The sequence below is a fragment of the Leptospira terpstrae serovar Hualin str. LT 11-33 = ATCC 700639 genome (assembly GCF_000332495.1).
Lineage (GTDB): Bacteria > Spirochaetota > Leptospiria > Leptospirales > Leptospiraceae > Leptospira_A > Leptospira_A terpstrae.
Genome location: NZ_AOGW02000010.1, coordinates 330,986 through 346,874 on the forward strand (window position 1 = coordinate 330,986; position 15,889 = coordinate 346,874).

Below are 15,889 nucleotides of genomic sequence, written 5' to 3' on the forward strand. Positions count from 1 at the left end.
TTTTGAAGTGGGACTGGTCATGGTTTATAACCGATTTAGGGCATTGATATAGGCTTTTGCACAGGCTTCAATGATATCTGTGGAATCCCCTTTGCCCACCACTCGGCGTTCCCCGTCTTCTAACGTAACTGAAGCTTCCGCCATAGCATCGGTTCCTTCTGTTACAGGAGAAATCACAAGTCGAGAAAGGAGGGGAGAAAGTCCCGTCACTTGGTTTATGGCTTTAAAGATACTATCAACCGGTCCATCTCCGTGGGCTTCTCCCAGTTTGGTTTCCCCTTTGATCGACAAAGAGATTTTTGAATCTGGAGTTTTATTCGTTCCTGTATTTTGTTCAAAGGAAATGAGGCGGTAGGTTTCATCGACTTGGGCACGACTAATTTCCCCTTGGAAAAGAGCGGCAATGTCTTCATCAAAAACTTCCTTTTTTTTATCTGCAATTTCAAGGAATCGGTTATACGCATTGTCAATCTCTTCTGGTTTGGGATCAAAGCCCATACGGATGATTCGATCTTTGAATCCCGCTCTTCCGGAGTGGCGACCAAGAACCATACGATTGGATTTAAGACCCACAGATTCGGGAGTCATAATTTCATAGGTTTGTCTGTTTTTGATCACACCGTCTTGGTGGATTCCTGATTCGTGAGCGAAGGCATTGGCTCCCACAATGGCTTTGTTAGGTTGGACCACCATACCCGTTGTGGTTTTTACCAAATGAGAGCCGCGTGTGATGAGAGTGGAATCAATTTTTGTTTCCACACCAAAGGCATCTTTTCTTGTTTTTAAAGCCATCACCACTTCTTCCATAGCTGTGTTTCCAGCACGTTCTCCGATCCCGTTGATCGTACATTCAATTTGACGACCACCCGCAAGCACCGTTGCGAGAGAGTTTGCCACAGCAAGACCTAGATCATTATGGCAGTGCGCTGAAAAAATTACTTTGTCAGCACCTTTCACTTCTTTTTTTAGGTAACGAAACAAATCCATATATTCTTGTGGAGTTGTATAACCAACAGTATCCGGAATGTTTATGGTGGTAGCCCCTTCTTCGATTACCGCTTCGACTAACTCGCGTAAGAAGTTCCATTCGGAACGAGTGGCATCTTCTGGTGAAAATTCTACGTCGGTAACAAAGTCTCTTGCCATCTTTACAGCGGCCCTTGCCATTTCCAAAACTTCTGTTGGAGACTTACCCAATTTGTGTTTCATATGGATGGGAGAGGAGGCAATGAAGGTATGAATTCGTTTGAGTTTAGCAGGTTTGAGTGCGTCGCGTGCTGCTTCTAAGTCGGGACGGAGTGCGCGAGAAAGTCCGCAGATGATGGGTCCTTCAATTTCACGAGCGATCCTTTCTACTGCTTTGAATTGTACGGGAGAAGAAACAGGGAATCCTGCTTCGATGATATCCACTTTCATACGAGCGAGGTGTTGGGCAATTTCAACCTTTTCATCTTCGCTCATGGCAGCCCCAGGGCACTGCTCCCCGTCTCTTAAAGTAGTATCAAATATGCGTACGTAATCTTCCATCTCCTTCCAGATCATAGGTTCCCCTGACTCTGTCAAGGAGTATGGAATGCACCTGTGATCCAATGGTAGGGTTTCCCGTCTTTGCGAATGGGGATGGGGGTTTGTTTGCCTTGGCTCCAAAATCGGATAGGTTTTTCCAAATCATAGGAAACTCGCTTTTCTGTTACAGACGATAACCGGGAATGAACCTCCGATCTGGAAAAAGGAAAGGAAAAAATTAGGAAGAGGATTGTAAGTAAGGATCCGATTAAAAACCAGGGAGGAGTCCTTTGGCCTAAGGAAGAGATTACCCAAGTGATTCCAAACAAACAAAAGAACCAGAGGGGAAATAAATACCGAATGGGATAAGGATGGAGGTAGGTGAACCTCCCGACAATGAGAAGGAGCCCCAGAAGGACAGGAAAAAACACTAGAATCAAATGGCGGATTAGATTGGGGAACCGGTGGAAACAAAAACCAAGACAAACGAATAAGAAGAGAATTGATTTTCCTTGGTAGTAGATATGTTTTCCAAAGTCCCAGAAATAGGAAAGAGAAAGGGGAATCAAACTTTCTAATGTTTGGTTTGACAAGTAATTCCCAAAAATTTGGAAACTTCCTGGAATTTGAAAGATCTGTTTCAAATAGAAAAATACGAGTTCGTTTATGAAAAGGAAAAGCAGAGTCAAAATCCAAAATCGTTTCGTTTGAAAGTAAGAGATTCGCATCGAAAATGGTAGCCGCGAGTCCCAAATTCGAACTACAAAAAACGAGAGAGCCCCCACGGAAAAGGAAAATCGATCTGAAAGATACAGAAGGGAAAAACTAAAGAAAAACAATAAAGTATAGGGGAGCGGGAGGAATTGGAATGAATTGATTTTGTTCTGCTCCTTCTCACGTTCGTTTAACAAAGAATATAGGTATAGAGCAAGTAGGAGTGAGAAAAAAAATCCTGTGCTATGGTGTGCTTGAGAAAGAAAATAAACGAAAGGAAGAGGATCATCCCCTAACCAATGTCCACATAGAGATAATAAGATAAATAGAAGTTCAAAACAGTAGAGAAATGGAAGTGCCGCTTTTTTGGAAACATACTTAGTAATCAAAACACCTATTCCCAAAAGCACCAAAAACATTTGTAAGGTTCCATAGAGGGAAGGAAGGTATAAAAAAGGAACAAAAGGATAGAGGATCAAATTTAAAAATAGGTCTGGAAAAAAATAGGGAGAGGGAGGTAAATACCAGTGAAAGATCCCCTGTTTCGAAACTAAATCCTTTATTAGTAAAGGAAGGTAGAGGTTGTCTGCCGCATAAATGGGTTCAAAATAGATCGTTTCGCATAACAGGAAGTTAATGAATCCTGAGAGCAAAAAAAATAGAAAAAAAGAAAATCTCGTTGGGGATTGGATCGACATATGATTCTAAAGAAGGAACCTAAACATTACGAAGTAAGATTTTTGTATGAGAAACGAAAACAAAAACATGGATTCAACCTTTCTTCAGTTTTTCTCTGTCAATTTAGACGGTGGAGAGAATACTACGATCCCTCTACGATTTTACCTATCGTTTTTAGGGGGGACTGTCCTAAAAGAAAGTTTTGGTCATTCTGAATTGAAATTGGAATCCGGGGAATGTTTGGTTTTTTCGAAAGCTACGGAACATTGTCCGGTGCGTCCAGGAACTATAACCTTACTATGTGACCCTTCTATCAAAAATCACCCCCTATTTTCTTCTCTAAGGGTTAACCAGTCTCATCCAGAAAAACCTTATTCTCTCTATGAAGATCTTTGGGGAAATTGGATCTGGATTTATTTTCGTGATTCTAAATAAGAAGCCAAACGGTCGGGGTAGTCTGTGATCAGACCTGCCACTCCCACCTCGAGTAAAGAGTTCCATTCTTCTTCTGTATTGGTAGTATAGGGAATGACAAGTAAGGACTTTTCCTTAAGTCCTTGGACAAATTCCTTTGTACAAGCAGATAAGTGAGGAAGGATTAAATCTGGTTCAAAATCTGTATAACTTTTGTTTAGCGAATCTCCTTTTTCAATCAAGAGACCACGTAACACTTCGGGTTCTTCTTTTCGGATGAGATCCACAAGATCCCAATCAAAACTACTCACCCAAATCCGATTGGTAAGTTTGTATTTTCGAATCAGTTTGACAAGGGCCGAGGCAAGTGCTTGCCTCTCTTCTTTTTTGCCCTCACTTTTCATTTCGATATCAAAAACAGTATTCTCGGGAAGGGTTTGGATGACTTGAGCAAGTGTGGGAATTTGTTCTCCTTCAAAAGCTTCTTCAAAAAAACTTCCTGCATCTAATTCGGCAAGAGCACGGTATTTGTAATCTGCCACTTTTCCTTTTCCGTCTGTAGTGCGGTCCACAGTGAAATCATGGATGACCACAAGTTCCCCTGAGCCGCAAAGCATGGTGTCCAATTCAAAATAGTTTGTGGATTCAGAACCGACAAGAAAGGAGACAAGTGTGTTTTCAGGAGCGAGTCCTCTCGCGCCCCTATGTCCAATATTGGCAGGAGATTTTCCTAAAATGGATTTTAGTCTTTCGATTCTTGGCTGGTTCATCTCAATTTTACCCTGGTTGGATTGTTGATTCCAAACCTTCTTCTTCCATTGCCGAACGGAACATCTGTTGTTTTAAATTTTCTCCCAAATAACGATCTATGTAGATATGGATGGCATAGAGAAGTGGAGTGATGAGAATGGCCACTCCCATTTTATAAAGAAAGTTAGTGTTGGCAATGGCAATGAGTTTTGATACGGGATGGTATTTTCCGAGGGCAATGAAGATTACCACATACGAATCAATGAGTTGGGAGATGATGGTGGAACCTGTGGCCCGAAGCCAAATGTGTTTTCCCGCTGTTTTTTTCCTTAGGAAATGGAAGGTATGAAGGTCAATCATCTGGCCAATCATGTAGGCGATGATGGAACCTAATATCACAAGCCCCGAGTTGGCAAACACTCGTTCAAAGGAGACATCATCAATCGGAGATTCGGGACTTGCTGGAATTTGAATGTCGACTACTATGAGTAAATAGGCAAACCCTATCATGATCATACCGAGAAAGGTTGTGGCTCTGACAACTTTTCTTCCATAGTATTCGTTTAGTAGGTCTGTGATGATAAAAGTCACAGGAAATGGGATCACCCCCATGGTCATCGTAAATCCGAAGGCAAAAAATAATTTACTACCAGTCAGTTCCGCAAGCAAAAGAAAGGTGAGAAAAAAACTGAGAAGAACCGTATACAGAATGACCGGTTTTTGTTTGAGAACATGCATAGATTTCTTTTTCCTTTCCTTTTAATTTAGACTAGGAGAGAATCCCTCCTAAAAAATCATGGGATGAGAAATAGGTTCTTGCGTGGTTTTATTATTCTCTACTCTTTTTTACTTCCGCGTTCGATAATCATACTAGAAGAAATATATGTCCGAATCCCAAATCCCTTCCTCTCCGAAACATCCGCTGTCTAATGCAGCTAAATATTCCTTATTATTTGCCTCTTGGGTCTTTTTATCCGCCATCTCCTTTTATTTAGGAATGAATTTAATTCAAACAAGTGGCACTGCCCTTGTTTTGAAAGACAGTCCCAAAACAGGAAATGCCAACCCGAGTGTGGTGGAAGCTTCCACTCCCTCTCTTGGCACTCCATCTGAAATGGAAACAAAAGAAAACACCGAGTCCCAAACGACTCAAACTGTGGAAGAATCGGCAGAATTACCAAACTTTGTTCCTGATGAAAACGTTACCTTCCGTTCTTCTGCTTGGTCTACTGATTGGACTGCGATGAAAAAAACAGTCCATCTCTACAATGAAATCCATCCCTTCATTTATACAATGAAAGGGGGGCTTTCTAATAATGGAGAATTGATTTCTAGTTGGTCTAGCACTTCTAAGAAAGAACGAGTCCAAGAACTCCGTGCCTTAAACCCAAAAGTAAAAATCATTCCTACCATCTTTCGTTGGGAAAATCCAAAAGAAAAAATCCAAGAAAATATTGGGATGGGTGGCAGAAACGACATTCGTGACCACCATATCCAAGTCATCGTCAATGAAATTATGACTTATGGTTACGATGGAATTGATATTGATTATGAAGGAATGTCCTGCGACAAAAAAGAAAAGTTCGAAGAGTTTTTTGCACTTCTTGCTCGGGAAGTTCATAAAAAAGGAAAACTCATTTCTGTTGCGGTTCATCCAAAAACTCCTGCTGAAAAAAGTAAAAAGAAAGAACTCAATTGTCGTGGTCTATCCAAACCCATTGTCCTCGATTTTCGTGAAAACTGGAGAGGTCCGACTACACATGATTATGCTTTCCTTGCAAAACATGCAGACCGTGTGAAAATTATGGCTTATGAACTCCACCCGCGGAAGTACCATAACCCAGGCCCTGGTCCCCAAGCTCCCAATGTTTGGTTAAAAGAAATCATTACCTATGCCAAAAAAAGAGTGCCTACACAGAAACTCTATATGGCCATTCCTACTTATGGATACGACTGGGCACTCAATTGTAAGTCTTCTGCAAAAGCAATTTATCATTCTGATGCGCAAAGGATCAAAGCAGGCGCTCATAAAAATCGCCAGCCTACAGACATCAATCGTATCTTAAATGAAGAAAACAAAGTGGCTAGTTGGAGAAACTTATCTAAGTTTTCTGACATCCATAAAAATCGTGCTTATGAAGATCCTTCTCTTTGGTATACCAGTGGGGGTTGTGACCGAGTGGCTTTTTATATGAACCGGAAAGCCTTTGAAGAAAAAATGACCTTACTTCGTAAATATGATTTGGGTGGATTTTCTTTTTGGCAACTGGTCACAGACAATGATCCAGAAATTAACGTTTACTTAAGTAAACTTGTACAAGGCCAACTTCCTGCAGTGGAAAAAGCAAAAGAGGAAGAAGAACCTAAAGAAGAAACGACTCTACCTTTGAGTGATTCGAAAGAATCTTTGAAAGTATCAGATTCAAAATCCAAAATCAAAACAAAAAAGTTTTAAAATGGAAACCTTAATCTCTTCGGATGTACGTTTGCTTGCGAACCTCATCCAAGAGGGAAAGGTCGTTATTTTTCCCACAGAAACGGTGTATGGAATTGGTGCCTCCACCAAGTCAGAAAAAGCCTGCCTTAGGGTTTATGAAATCAAAGGCCGACCGAAAGACAATCCTCTCATCGCACATTTTGATTCCATTGATTCCATTGCCGCCGTTTGTGAGTTAGGGGATATGGGTAGGGTGTTATTGGAAAGGTTTTCGCCGGGACCCCTCACTTTGATCCTTCCTAAAAAAGACAAATCGCTCTTTCCAAAAGAACTAGATACTCTTGCCGTCAGAATCCCCAAAAGTCCCGTGGTTCGGGAATGGATCAAACTTTCAGGGGGCCCTATTTCTGCCCCTTCGGCAAATCTATCGGGAAGACCTTCTTTAACCAAACTAACGGATGTGAAGCGTTATTTTGAAGGCGTTGTGGATGGTATCCTTCTGGCGGAAGAGCCAAGTTTTGGAATTGAATCCACGGTAGTCTCCCTTGTTTCCAAAACTCCAGTCCTCCTTAGGCCCGGATCCATTGAGTCAAAGGAACTTCTCACCATTCTCCCTGACCTAGTAGTTCCCGATCCTTATACAAGAAATGAATTGTTATCCGTTCCATTAAGCCCCGGAACCAAATACAAACACTATGCACCGACTGCCCGTGTGATTTTAGCTTCTACGGATGAGTTTATTTTTAGTTTAAATACTATGAGTGAATCCAAAACCACCGCTTGGATTGGATTCTCTTTTGACGGGAAGGAAGGTGAAAAAAAGAAACAAAAGATCGGAAAACAACCATTAAGCGAATTTGATCATTTCTGCAAAGTTACCTCTAACGAGGAGTATGCGTCTAAGCTCTATGCGTTTTTTGAATCTTGTGATTTATCCGGCATCCAAACCATCTTTTGCGAACTTCCCAAAGAAGGAATAGGTTCTGAAGGACTTCGCAACCGACTGGAAAAGGCATCCAGCGTTTAAAGATTGGAATTTAAATTTACCTTCTATTTTTCCAATCCAAACGAATGGGAGAAAGTAGGGAAACTTCGTTTAAAGATTCTAAAACCTTTAGCTCTGCAATCAGTCCACCAAGAATGGGTATTTTGTTTTTTAAATTGTAAGCAGGAAGTTCTTCGGTAAGAACAATGGGTATCCCACCTAACCTTTCTTTTACTTCATGGATTGCATCTAATAGTCCACCCAGAGAATCCACAATTCGATTTTCCACAGTTGGTAAATACACTCTCCCCATCCCAATTTTAGGAAGATTTTCTAGAGGAATTTTTCTTCCCTCGGCCACACGTCTGTAAAACAAACCTTCAATTTTTTTGATTTGAGATTCGAGATACTGAACACTTTGTTTGGAAAGAGGCTGGAATTCTGAATGGATGTCTCGGAAAGGATAAAAACCAACAGCTTCCTTATTCAATTGAAACTTTTTGTATAATTTTTGCAAATTGGCCCGAATGCTAACCGCTCCAATGGATCCTGTGATACAAACGGGAGAGGCTGTGATATGATCCACCGCAGAACCTAGGTAATACCCACCGCTCGCAACAGTATCTTTAAAATAAGCTGTGACTATTTTAGTTTTTTTTAATTCTAAAATCTCTTGGTGGATTTGTTCTGAATAAAAGGCAGAACCACCGGGGGATGAGATTTCTAAAATCACTGCTTTAATCTTTTTGTCTTCCGAAAGGGCCTTTAAGTTAGGAATGAGAGAGAAAGCTTCGATCTTTCCATTTTCTCTATGTTTATGTAAAAAATCACCGCCAGAAATTCCTCCTTCTAAAGGGAGGACAACGACTTCTGCTTTTCTTTTGGGTATGATTTTAAATTCTTTGATCGCATGATGAAGAGATGGGTAATTGCCTGAAAAAACTTTTCTATCTGCGGAAAAAAATTCTGTTTCCGATTTGATTCCATGGATTATCCCAGCTGACAGAAGTTCATCTGCAGAAAGCATGGGCCTATAAAAAATTGGTTCTAAAGATTTATTTCCATTCGTGAGTGCGGTAAGGATAACTTTTCGTAAGTCTAAAACTAAAGTTTCGAGATTTTTTCTAGCTTCTTTGGAAAACTCACCCCGGGTAAAACTTTCGGCAAAGGATTTGTATGGCCCGGAAGCAAAAGCCTGGACTTCAATTCCCCAGGTTTTTAAAAATTTCCCAAAAAACATTGGTTCGGCGCTCGGTAATAAAACCATAAATTCGGATTCAGGTGCTAAGTAACACTCGCTCGCTGCTGTGAGTAAAAGGAGGGTTCCCACACCACCTTCTTTGGCAAAAATTCTCAATTTTTTACCGGAGTTTCTTATGGCAATGAGTTGGTTTCTCACTTCATAAAATTCCGAAAGGGTCCATTCGAGGGGAGGCAGTGAAATATCGAGAGTTTTTATCTTTCCATTCTTTTGGATGAGTTTGAGTAGACAAAGAAGTTCGAGTCTAGTGACTGTTTCTTCCTTCCCTTGTAATTTTTTCACTAAGTAAGACTTGTAAGAATCTTCAAAAACTGCCGGAAATTCCAGTTCATAGACCTCTCGGCCTGATTGAAAAACAAGGCTTAGACGTAGGTATAACTGATACAGAAGGCGAAAGGGCAAAAAAAGTATCAAAAAAAGAATGCGAAACACGGGCGAACCTCTTCCGTCATTTCTTAAAATTCTTTCCAGAATGAAAGAGGAAAACAAGCTATCCGATGTGGATTCCTTTATTCGTATTCGCGGCGCTCGAGAACATAACCTCAAAAACGTAAACCTTGATATCCCAAGAGACAAACTTGTGGTCATCACCGGACTTTCTGGATCGGGGAAGTCCTCCCTAGCTTTTGATACCATTTATGCTGAGGGACAAAGGAGGTATGTGGAATCACTTTCCAGTTATGCTCGCCAATTCCTCGGGCAAATGGAAAAACCAGAAGTGGACCAAATTGAGGGACTGAGTCCTGCCATCTCCATAGAACAAAAAACAACCCACAGAAACCCGCGTTCAACGGTGGGAACAGTCACTGAAATTTATGATTATTTACGGCTGTTATATGCCAGAGTGGGGAAACCCCATTGCCCCAAATGTGGAACTGCCATTTCTAGCCTTTCTGTAGACCAAATCACAGATAGAATCAATTTATTTCCGGAAGGAACCAAACTCCAAATTATGGCCCCCGTCATTCAAGGGAAAAAAGGAGAACACCGAGAGGTTTTGGAGCGGTATAAAAAGGAAGGATACAATCGGGTTCGAGTGAACGGAGAAGTTTATTCTTTAGAGGATGAAATTCCCTTAAAGAAAAACTTCAAAGCAGATATTGATATTGTAGTGGATCGGATTGTGATGAAACCGGGAATCCAATCCAGGTTGTCGGATTCTGTGGAAACAGCGCTAAAAACAGCGGATGGAATTGTGGTTGTGGAAGATGGAGAAAAAGACCACCTGTATTCACAAAAACTTTCCTGTCCTAAATGCGATGATGTGAGTATCCCTGAACTCACACCAAGACTATTTTCCTTCAATTCGCCTTTTGGTGCTTGTTCTAATTGTGATGGCCTAGGTGCCCTTCTTGAGTTTGATGAATCACTTCTTGTGACTGATAGAGAAGCATCCCTTGCCGAAGGTTGTATTGAAGCCTGGGGAGGTTCCAAATCCAATTCCTATTGGTACATGGCCACCATACAAGCGTTATCCAAAAAACTGAAATTTAACTTAAATACTGCCTGGAAAGATTTACCGGATAAAGTGAGAAACACCATTTTGCATGGAGATTCATCTATCCATATTGATTATGATTTTCGTGGTGCCAATTCTCATTATGAATTTTCCAAAAACTATGAAGGTGTGATTCCAAACCTCAAACGTCGTTATAAAGAAACCAAATCAGATTCTATGCGCCAGTGGTTTGAATCCTTTATGACAAACCATGATTGTGATGAATGCCATGGAAGGCGTCTACGACCGGAAGCATTAGCAGTGAAAGTCCAAGGAATCGGAATTGATGCTTATACTGGTTATTCCATTGAAAAAGCTTTAGAGTTTACGAAATCTTCAGAATACAAAGGCGCAGAAGATACTATTTCCAAACCGATTTTGAAAGAAATCCTCCAACGTTTGCACTTCCTAAACGATGTTGGTGTTGGGTATTTAAACCTTAGCCGATCTGCGGGAACTTTGTCTGGTGGTGAGATGCAGAGGATACGACTCGCCACACAAATTGGTTCTCGCCTAATGGGCGTTTTATACATTTTGGATGAACCATCGATCGGACTCCACCAAAGAGACAATACCAAACTAGTCCAAACCTTAAAAGGACTGCGTAACCTTGGCAATACTGTGCTTGTGGTGGAACATGATAAAGAAACTATGGAAGAGGCCGATTTCATTGTGGATATGGGTCCTGGTGCTGGGGTGCATGGGGGAGAGATTGTTGCCTTTGGAACACCAGACCAAATCAAAAAAGACAAACATTCTGTTACAGGAAAATTCCTTTCGGGAGAAAGAAGGATTCCCATGCCGAAAACAAGGCGGGTGGGGAATGGAAAATTCTTAAAAATTACGGGAGCTACCCATAACAATTTAAAGAATATCGAAGTTTCGATCCCTCTTGGAACGCTAACTGTTGTTACTGGTGTCTCTGGCTCTGGAAAATCCACTCTCATCAATGAAATTCTTTATAAGGAACTCGCAAGTTCTGTAATGGGTATGAAACTCATTCCTGGAAAACATAAAAAGATTCTAGGCAAAGATCAAATTGATAAGGTGATAAACATTGACCAGTCGGCCATTGGTCGGACTCCTCGATCCAATCCAGCAACTTACACTGGTTTGTTTACCTTTGTTAGGGACTTGTATAGTGGACTGGAAGAGGCAAAAGTGAGAGGATATGGCCCCGGCAGATTTAGTTTTAATGTGGCTGGGGGTCGTTGCGAAAAATGTGAGGGAGATGGAATCTTAAAAATTGAGATGCATTTTCTTCCTGACATTTATGTGGAATGTGAAGTCTGTAAAGGGAAACGTTACAACCGAGAAACTTTAGAAGTCAAATACAAGGGAAAAAATATCGCAGACATCTTGGATATGACCATTGAAGAAGCCGTTGTTTTTTTCGAAAAAATTCCAAACCTAAAACGTAAGTTAGACACTTTAATGGATGTGGGTCTTGGTTATATCAAACTTGGACAAGCGGCTACCACCTTCTCTGGTGGAGAAGCACAAAGAATTAAACTTTCTACCGAACTTTCTAAAAGACCAACGGGAAAAACACTTTATATTTTGGACGAACCGACAACGGGACTTCATTTTGAAGACATCGAGAGGTTGCTTTCTGTTTTGCAAGTCCTTGTGGACAAAGGCAATTCTATGGTCATCATCGAACACAACTTAGATGTGATTAAAGCGGCAGACCATATCATCGATATTGGTCCTGAGGGTGGGGACGGTGGTGGTGAGGTCATTGCTACAGGAACTCCCGAAGAAGTGGTAACCGTAAAACGCTCGTTTACTGGCCAGTATCTAAAAAAAGTTCTAGAAGAAGAGAAAGAACTCGATTTGAAATATTCAAAAAAGAAAATTAAGTAGTTTGTTGTGGCGGAAAGTCCAGAGAATTTGATTTTAAAATATAGTTCCCCAGGTTCTTCTTATCCGAAGGATACGGGTGGGGAGGAAACAGGTTTTTACCGGAGTTGGAAACCAATTCTCATTAAAGAAGGGTTTTACGATTTTCTTTTTGGACTTTCGTCTTATTTAGATTTTCAAAAGAAACTTTCCATTTTAGCAGAAGAACCGGTAGGGGTATCTCTTGCCCTTTCCTGTATGGTGGAAGTGAATGTGGCGGGAGGAATCCTACTCCAAAAAAATTGCCTACTGAATGAAAATTTAGATTTTGCTTCTGAATGCTCGGAGAATCAATTCCAAACTCCGGCTTCTCTCTGGGAAGGCTTTCGTAATCCTAAACACACAATCATTTATGCAGTCGGGGTGAGTGAACCAGGATGGGAAGGGAAACTTCGAAAGTTAAGTTCGAATTTAGAAAATGGATTCTTATCGGGAACCAAATCCTTTATCACTAATGGGGGAGAGGCGGATGTGATTTTCTGGGTCACCAAGCAGGGGCTTACAAATCCCGTGTACCAAGTGAAAAGAGAAAGGGAAATAGCCCGTAGGACAAATTCTGTATGGAAAGAAGAAACTTTTTTTACTGAGTTTACCAAAGAAGTAAGTCATCTAAAACTATCGTTATGCGAATATTCCATTACGGACAAGGACTTGGTTTTGGAAAATTATGGAAACTTGGGAATGGAACTAAGACTAAAAGAACTTTTGTCTTTGGTTTCTTTACTCATCGGTAAAACGAAAAAGATATCATTCGAATACCAAACAGTGGCAAAGGAACGAGAGAAACTAATGGAATGGAGGGAATCCTTTCTTTCGGATTGCCAAGGGAATCCCAGTGGGGATTTTTTACTTTCTGGATTTCCTTATCCTACGGATGCCTTACTTCTTGCACTCACATCAGTCTGGAATCTCTCCACTCCCAAAGAACTTTCGTCTATAGATCCCGACTACCAACTCTTTGTTTGGGAAGATTCTTTTACTAATTACTTAGTCCAAAAGAAAAATAGAAATCTCTAGTGATGGTGGTCGTGGGCATGCCCATGACTATGACCGTGATGGCCGAACTCTCGTTCTGTTTCACGCAAAGTAATTTCTTCGAGTTTTCCTTTCAAGGAGGAGGATAGAATCTCAACCGATACAAAGGGAACACCAAATTCTGACTTTAAGACTTTATGAATTTCTAATACGATTGTATCTCTGTCTGCATCGGTTTTCACAAAAATTTGTAGTTCTATCGAAAACACACCAGATGTAAGTTTTCTAACTGTAATTTGGGAAACTGATTCGATTCCCTTTAAGGCTTGGATGTGTTCTAATAAATGGGCTTTGTCGAATTCACTTGTGTCTGCTTCGATGAGAATTTCAATTGATTCTTTTACGATCCCATAAGAGGTTTTTAAAATAAAAATTCCAAGGATGATGCTGAGTAAACTGTCAACTTCCCTGTATCCAGTGAACCGAATGATGAGAGCCCCAATGACCACCGCTAAAGTTCCTAATAAGTCACTAAGAACATGGAGGTAAGCTGATTTTAAATTGAGACTGGTTTTACTAACACCAACTAATAGTCCTGCAGAAACTAAATTGATCCCAAATCCGATTAAGGAATAGGCCAACATTGAATCAGCTTCTACATGGGGAGATCCTGAAAACCTGATGTAACTTTCATACAGGATAAACACTGCCATTCCGATAAGCAGAAGACCATTAAACAGGGCCGCCAGTACCTCAAACCTGTGAAACCCAAAGGGATATTTTTCAGTGGCTTTTTTGGAAGCAATGAGAAGGGCAAAAAGAGAGATGATATGAGCAAATACATCGGTGATGATATGGCCTGCATCGGCAAAAAGTGCTAGGCTTCCGCTTTCCTTAGAACCAACCCATTCAATAAAAAAAATACATAAAGAAAGAATTCCAGATAGGCTTAAGAATAAAACCAAGCGCGAACGTTTCGGTCTTGGTTTACTCATGATTTGTGTTAAGTGTGCCAGTGGCTCTTGGAACAACCACAATGTCCACTCGGCGGTTGAGTGCTTTGTTTTCCTTGGATGTATTGGGAACAATGGGCTGGAACTCACCATAACCAGCACTGGAAAAGTTTTTTGGATTTAAATTTTTATTCACTAACATATAATCCAAAACAGATAATGCACGTTCGCTGGAGAGATGCCAGTTGTTTCTAAATTTTGTTTTGATTGGGACATTGTCAGTATGACCTTCTACCACAATGTAATTTTCTGGATAAGCAGCTAAGATATCCCGAATTTTTTCAATGGCGGGAAGGATGGCTGGTTTTAGTTCGGAGGAACCACTATCAAAGGAAATTTTATCATCGATATTGATGATAAGTTTGTTATGAAAACGTTTGAGACGAATTTGACCGGAAGTGATTTCTTTGGCTAACTTTTCTTCAAACTCTTTTGTTTGTTCGGCAAGCCGTTCTAACTCTCTTTTTTGTTCTTTGGTTAGTTTACGGAGATTTGCGAGTTCCTCTTCTAAATTGTGAATCCTTTCTTTTAATTCATCCATTTTGGATTCATAATTTTCGCGAAGTTTTTGTTCTTTCTGAAGGCATTCCCGTTCTCTGTCTTCTAGTTTTTTCTTGAGTGCCTCCAAATCTGCCCTGTCTTTTTCTTCTCGTTTGCGATTTTCATCCGCAAGCAGGCGTTCTTTGTCTGTGCCTTTTTTTTCTAAACTACGAAGACGCATATCGTTATCGCGCATCCTATCGGAATACTCGTCTTGTTCTTTGGCTCGGTTTCTTTTTTCAAGTTCCAAATCTTCCGTAAGATTGCGGTTTTGGGTTTGAAGTTCTTTTTTTTCTTCTTCTAAACGGTTCAGTTCGTTTTGGTGCTGTTTACGGATGTCTGCGAGTTCCAATTCCAAAGCATATTTTTCTTTGTAAATTTGGTTGTATTCATATGGAAAATAAACCCAGTCTGCAGAAAGTCCAGAAACAAAAACAAGGGTTAGAAGTAGAAAGCTAAGGCAACTTTGTTTACTTCGCATCATCAAAACTATCCTCTAAATTGACCTTGGGTAAACTGGGAGCTTCCGTTTTGACCCTTTCCCAGTCGGAAACACGGCGGCGAGCGTCAGATTTTTTTTCCGCATACTGTGTTTCATAAATTTCTTTTTTGATGTATTCTGGATCAGCGGGAGTTTTTCCTTGCGATTCTTGGAATTTAACGGCAATTTCAGAGCGAACTAATTCGAGTTCGGCGATGAGTTCTCCAAGGGCTGCTTCTTTCATTTCCAAATAGGCTTTGTCTTCTTTTTCTTTTTGGACCCAAGTTTTGTATCTGGTTTCTTCTTTGGCGCGCTCTAATTCATGACCTTGGCTTTCTTCTAGATACCGTTTGGAGGAGTTTGCATCTTCTTTCAGAACAAAGTAGGTTTCTTTGGCACGAGCTAAATCTCTTTGGGAATTATGTTTTGTCACTTTGGCTTGTGAGATTTTGATGGCTTGGCCAGTGAGAGTGTTCACCTTTCTTTGGGCCGAGACTTCGTTGTTGAGTTTGATGATTTTATCTGTTAGGACTCTTGTGGCGTTTTTCTGCTCTGCATTCATGACCTCATCACGGACATAGGCATCTGGAACCTTGCTGATTTTGGGTTCGAAGAGAACACATTGGGAAAAAACAAGTAGAAGAAAAAGATTCGTTTTCAAAATTCGAACTCGTGCCGACATAGGATATAGCCTATGCTCCACGTGACATAACCGTCAATTGCAAATTTCAGGAA

13 protein-coding genes are annotated in these 15,889 nt (G+C 40.7%); 5 read left to right on the plus strand and 8 right to left on the minus strand.

Annotated elements, in window-relative coordinates; translation table 11 throughout:
* Positions 1 to 24 precede the first annotated feature (24 nt).
* Positions 25 to 1,542 carry a 2-isopropylmalate synthase gene (locus LEP1GSC203_RS10025; protein WP_002973891.1) on the minus strand — a complete coding sequence of 506 codons (1,518 nt, stop codon included), beginning with the start codon at positions 1,540 to 1,542 and terminating at the stop codon, positions 25 to 27.
* Positions 1,543 to 1,559: 17 nt separating this feature from the next.
* On the minus strand, positions 1,560 to 2,918 hold the full coding sequence (locus tag LEP1GSC203_RS10030; protein ID WP_002974268.1) for a hypothetical protein: 1,359 nt from the start codon (positions 2,916 to 2,918) through the stop codon (positions 1,560 to 1,562).
* A 46-nt stretch (positions 2,919 to 2,964) separates the two neighbouring features.
* Here LEP1GSC203_RS10030 and LEP1GSC203_RS10035 point away from each other — a divergent pair, with 46 nt between their 5' ends.
* The gene (locus LEP1GSC203_RS10035; protein WP_002974212.1) at positions 2,965 to 3,333 is read left to right on the plus strand and encodes a hypothetical protein; all 369 of its coding nucleotides are present in this window, start codon (positions 2,965 to 2,967) and stop codon (positions 3,331 to 3,333) included.
* Here LEP1GSC203_RS10035 and LEP1GSC203_RS10040 read toward each other — a convergent pair.
* Both LEP1GSC203_RS10040 and LEP1GSC203_RS10045 read right to left on the minus strand, forming a co-directional pair.
* Positions 3,312 to 4,082, minus strand: coding sequence for a glycerophosphodiester phosphodiesterase (locus tag LEP1GSC203_RS10040; RefSeq protein ID WP_002974528.1), 771 nt, complete (start codon positions 4,080 to 4,082; stop codon positions 3,312 to 3,314). The genes LEP1GSC203_RS10035 and LEP1GSC203_RS10040 overlap by 22 nt on opposite strands.
* A gap of 7 nt (positions 4,083 to 4,089) precedes the next feature.
* On the minus strand, positions 4,090 to 4,800 hold the full coding sequence (locus LEP1GSC203_RS10045) for a queuosine precursor transporter (RefSeq protein ID WP_002974083.1): 711 nt from the start codon (positions 4,798 to 4,800) through the stop codon (positions 4,090 to 4,092).
* A gap of 145 nt (positions 4,801 to 4,945) precedes the next feature.
* On the opposite strand from LEP1GSC203_RS10045, the gene LEP1GSC203_RS10050 reads away from it, so the two are divergent.
* Together LEP1GSC203_RS10050 and LEP1GSC203_RS10055 are read left to right on the plus strand one after the other, a co-directional pair.
* The gene (locus LEP1GSC203_RS10050; protein WP_002974203.1) at positions 4,946 to 6,517 is read left to right on the plus strand and encodes a glycosyl hydrolase family 18 protein; all 1,572 of its coding nucleotides are present in this window, start codon (positions 4,946 to 4,948) and stop codon (positions 6,515 to 6,517) included.
* A 1-nt stretch (position 6,518) separates the two neighbouring features.
* Positions 6,519 to 7,526, plus strand: a complete 1,008-nt coding sequence (locus tag LEP1GSC203_RS10055; protein WP_002974174.1) for an L-threonylcarbamoyladenylate synthase — start codon at positions 6,519 to 6,521, stop codon at positions 7,524 to 7,526.
* Positions 7,527 to 7,542: 16 nt separating this feature from the next.
* On the opposite strand, the gene LEP1GSC203_RS10060 is transcribed toward LEP1GSC203_RS10055, so the two are convergent.
* Entirely contained in the window at positions 7,543 to 9,177 is a 1,635-nt protein-coding gene (locus LEP1GSC203_RS10060) for a S49 family peptidase (RefSeq protein WP_002973979.1), read from the minus strand.
* 40 nt (positions 9,178 to 9,217) lie between these two features.
* Between LEP1GSC203_RS10060 and uvrA the strand changes: the two genes are divergently transcribed.
* Both uvrA and LEP1GSC203_RS10070 read left to right on the plus strand, forming a co-directional pair.
* Positions 9,218 to 12,109 (plus strand): excinuclease ABC subunit UvrA, encoded by a 2,892-nt coding sequence (gene uvrA, locus LEP1GSC203_RS10065; RefSeq protein ID WP_039937714.1) that lies wholly within the window; start codon positions 9,218 to 9,220, stop codon positions 12,107 to 12,109.
* 6 nt (positions 12,110 to 12,115) lie between these two features.
* On the plus strand, positions 12,116 to 13,162 hold the full coding sequence (locus LEP1GSC203_RS10070) for a hypothetical protein (protein ID WP_002974547.1): 1,047 nt from the start codon (positions 12,116 to 12,118) through the stop codon (positions 13,160 to 13,162).
* On the opposite strand, the gene LEP1GSC203_RS10075 is transcribed toward LEP1GSC203_RS10070, so the two are convergent.
* Genes LEP1GSC203_RS10075 through LEP1GSC203_RS10085 form a run of 3 tightly spaced genes read right to left on the minus strand, consistent with a single transcriptional unit; the run spans position 13,159 to position 15,836 of the window.
* Positions 13,159 to 14,115, minus strand: a complete 957-nt coding sequence (locus LEP1GSC203_RS10075; RefSeq protein ID WP_039937716.1) for a cation diffusion facilitator family transporter — start codon at positions 14,113 to 14,115, stop codon at positions 13,159 to 13,161. The two genes, LEP1GSC203_RS10070 and LEP1GSC203_RS10075, sit on opposite strands and share 4 nt — an antisense overlap.
* Positions 14,108 to 15,154 (minus strand): OmpA/MotB family protein, encoded by a 1,047-nt coding sequence (locus LEP1GSC203_RS10080; RefSeq protein WP_002974316.1) that lies wholly within the window; start codon positions 15,152 to 15,154, stop codon positions 14,108 to 14,110. The genes LEP1GSC203_RS10075 and LEP1GSC203_RS10080 overlap by 8 nt, the downstream gene beginning before the upstream one ends.
* The gene (locus LEP1GSC203_RS10085; protein WP_002973956.1) at positions 15,144 to 15,836 is read right to left on the minus strand and encodes a hypothetical protein; all 693 of its coding nucleotides are present in this window, start codon (positions 15,834 to 15,836) and stop codon (positions 15,144 to 15,146) included. Before LEP1GSC203_RS10085 ends, LEP1GSC203_RS10080 begins: the two co-directional genes overlap by 11 nt.
* Between the last annotated feature and the right edge of the window lie 53 nt (positions 15,837 to 15,889).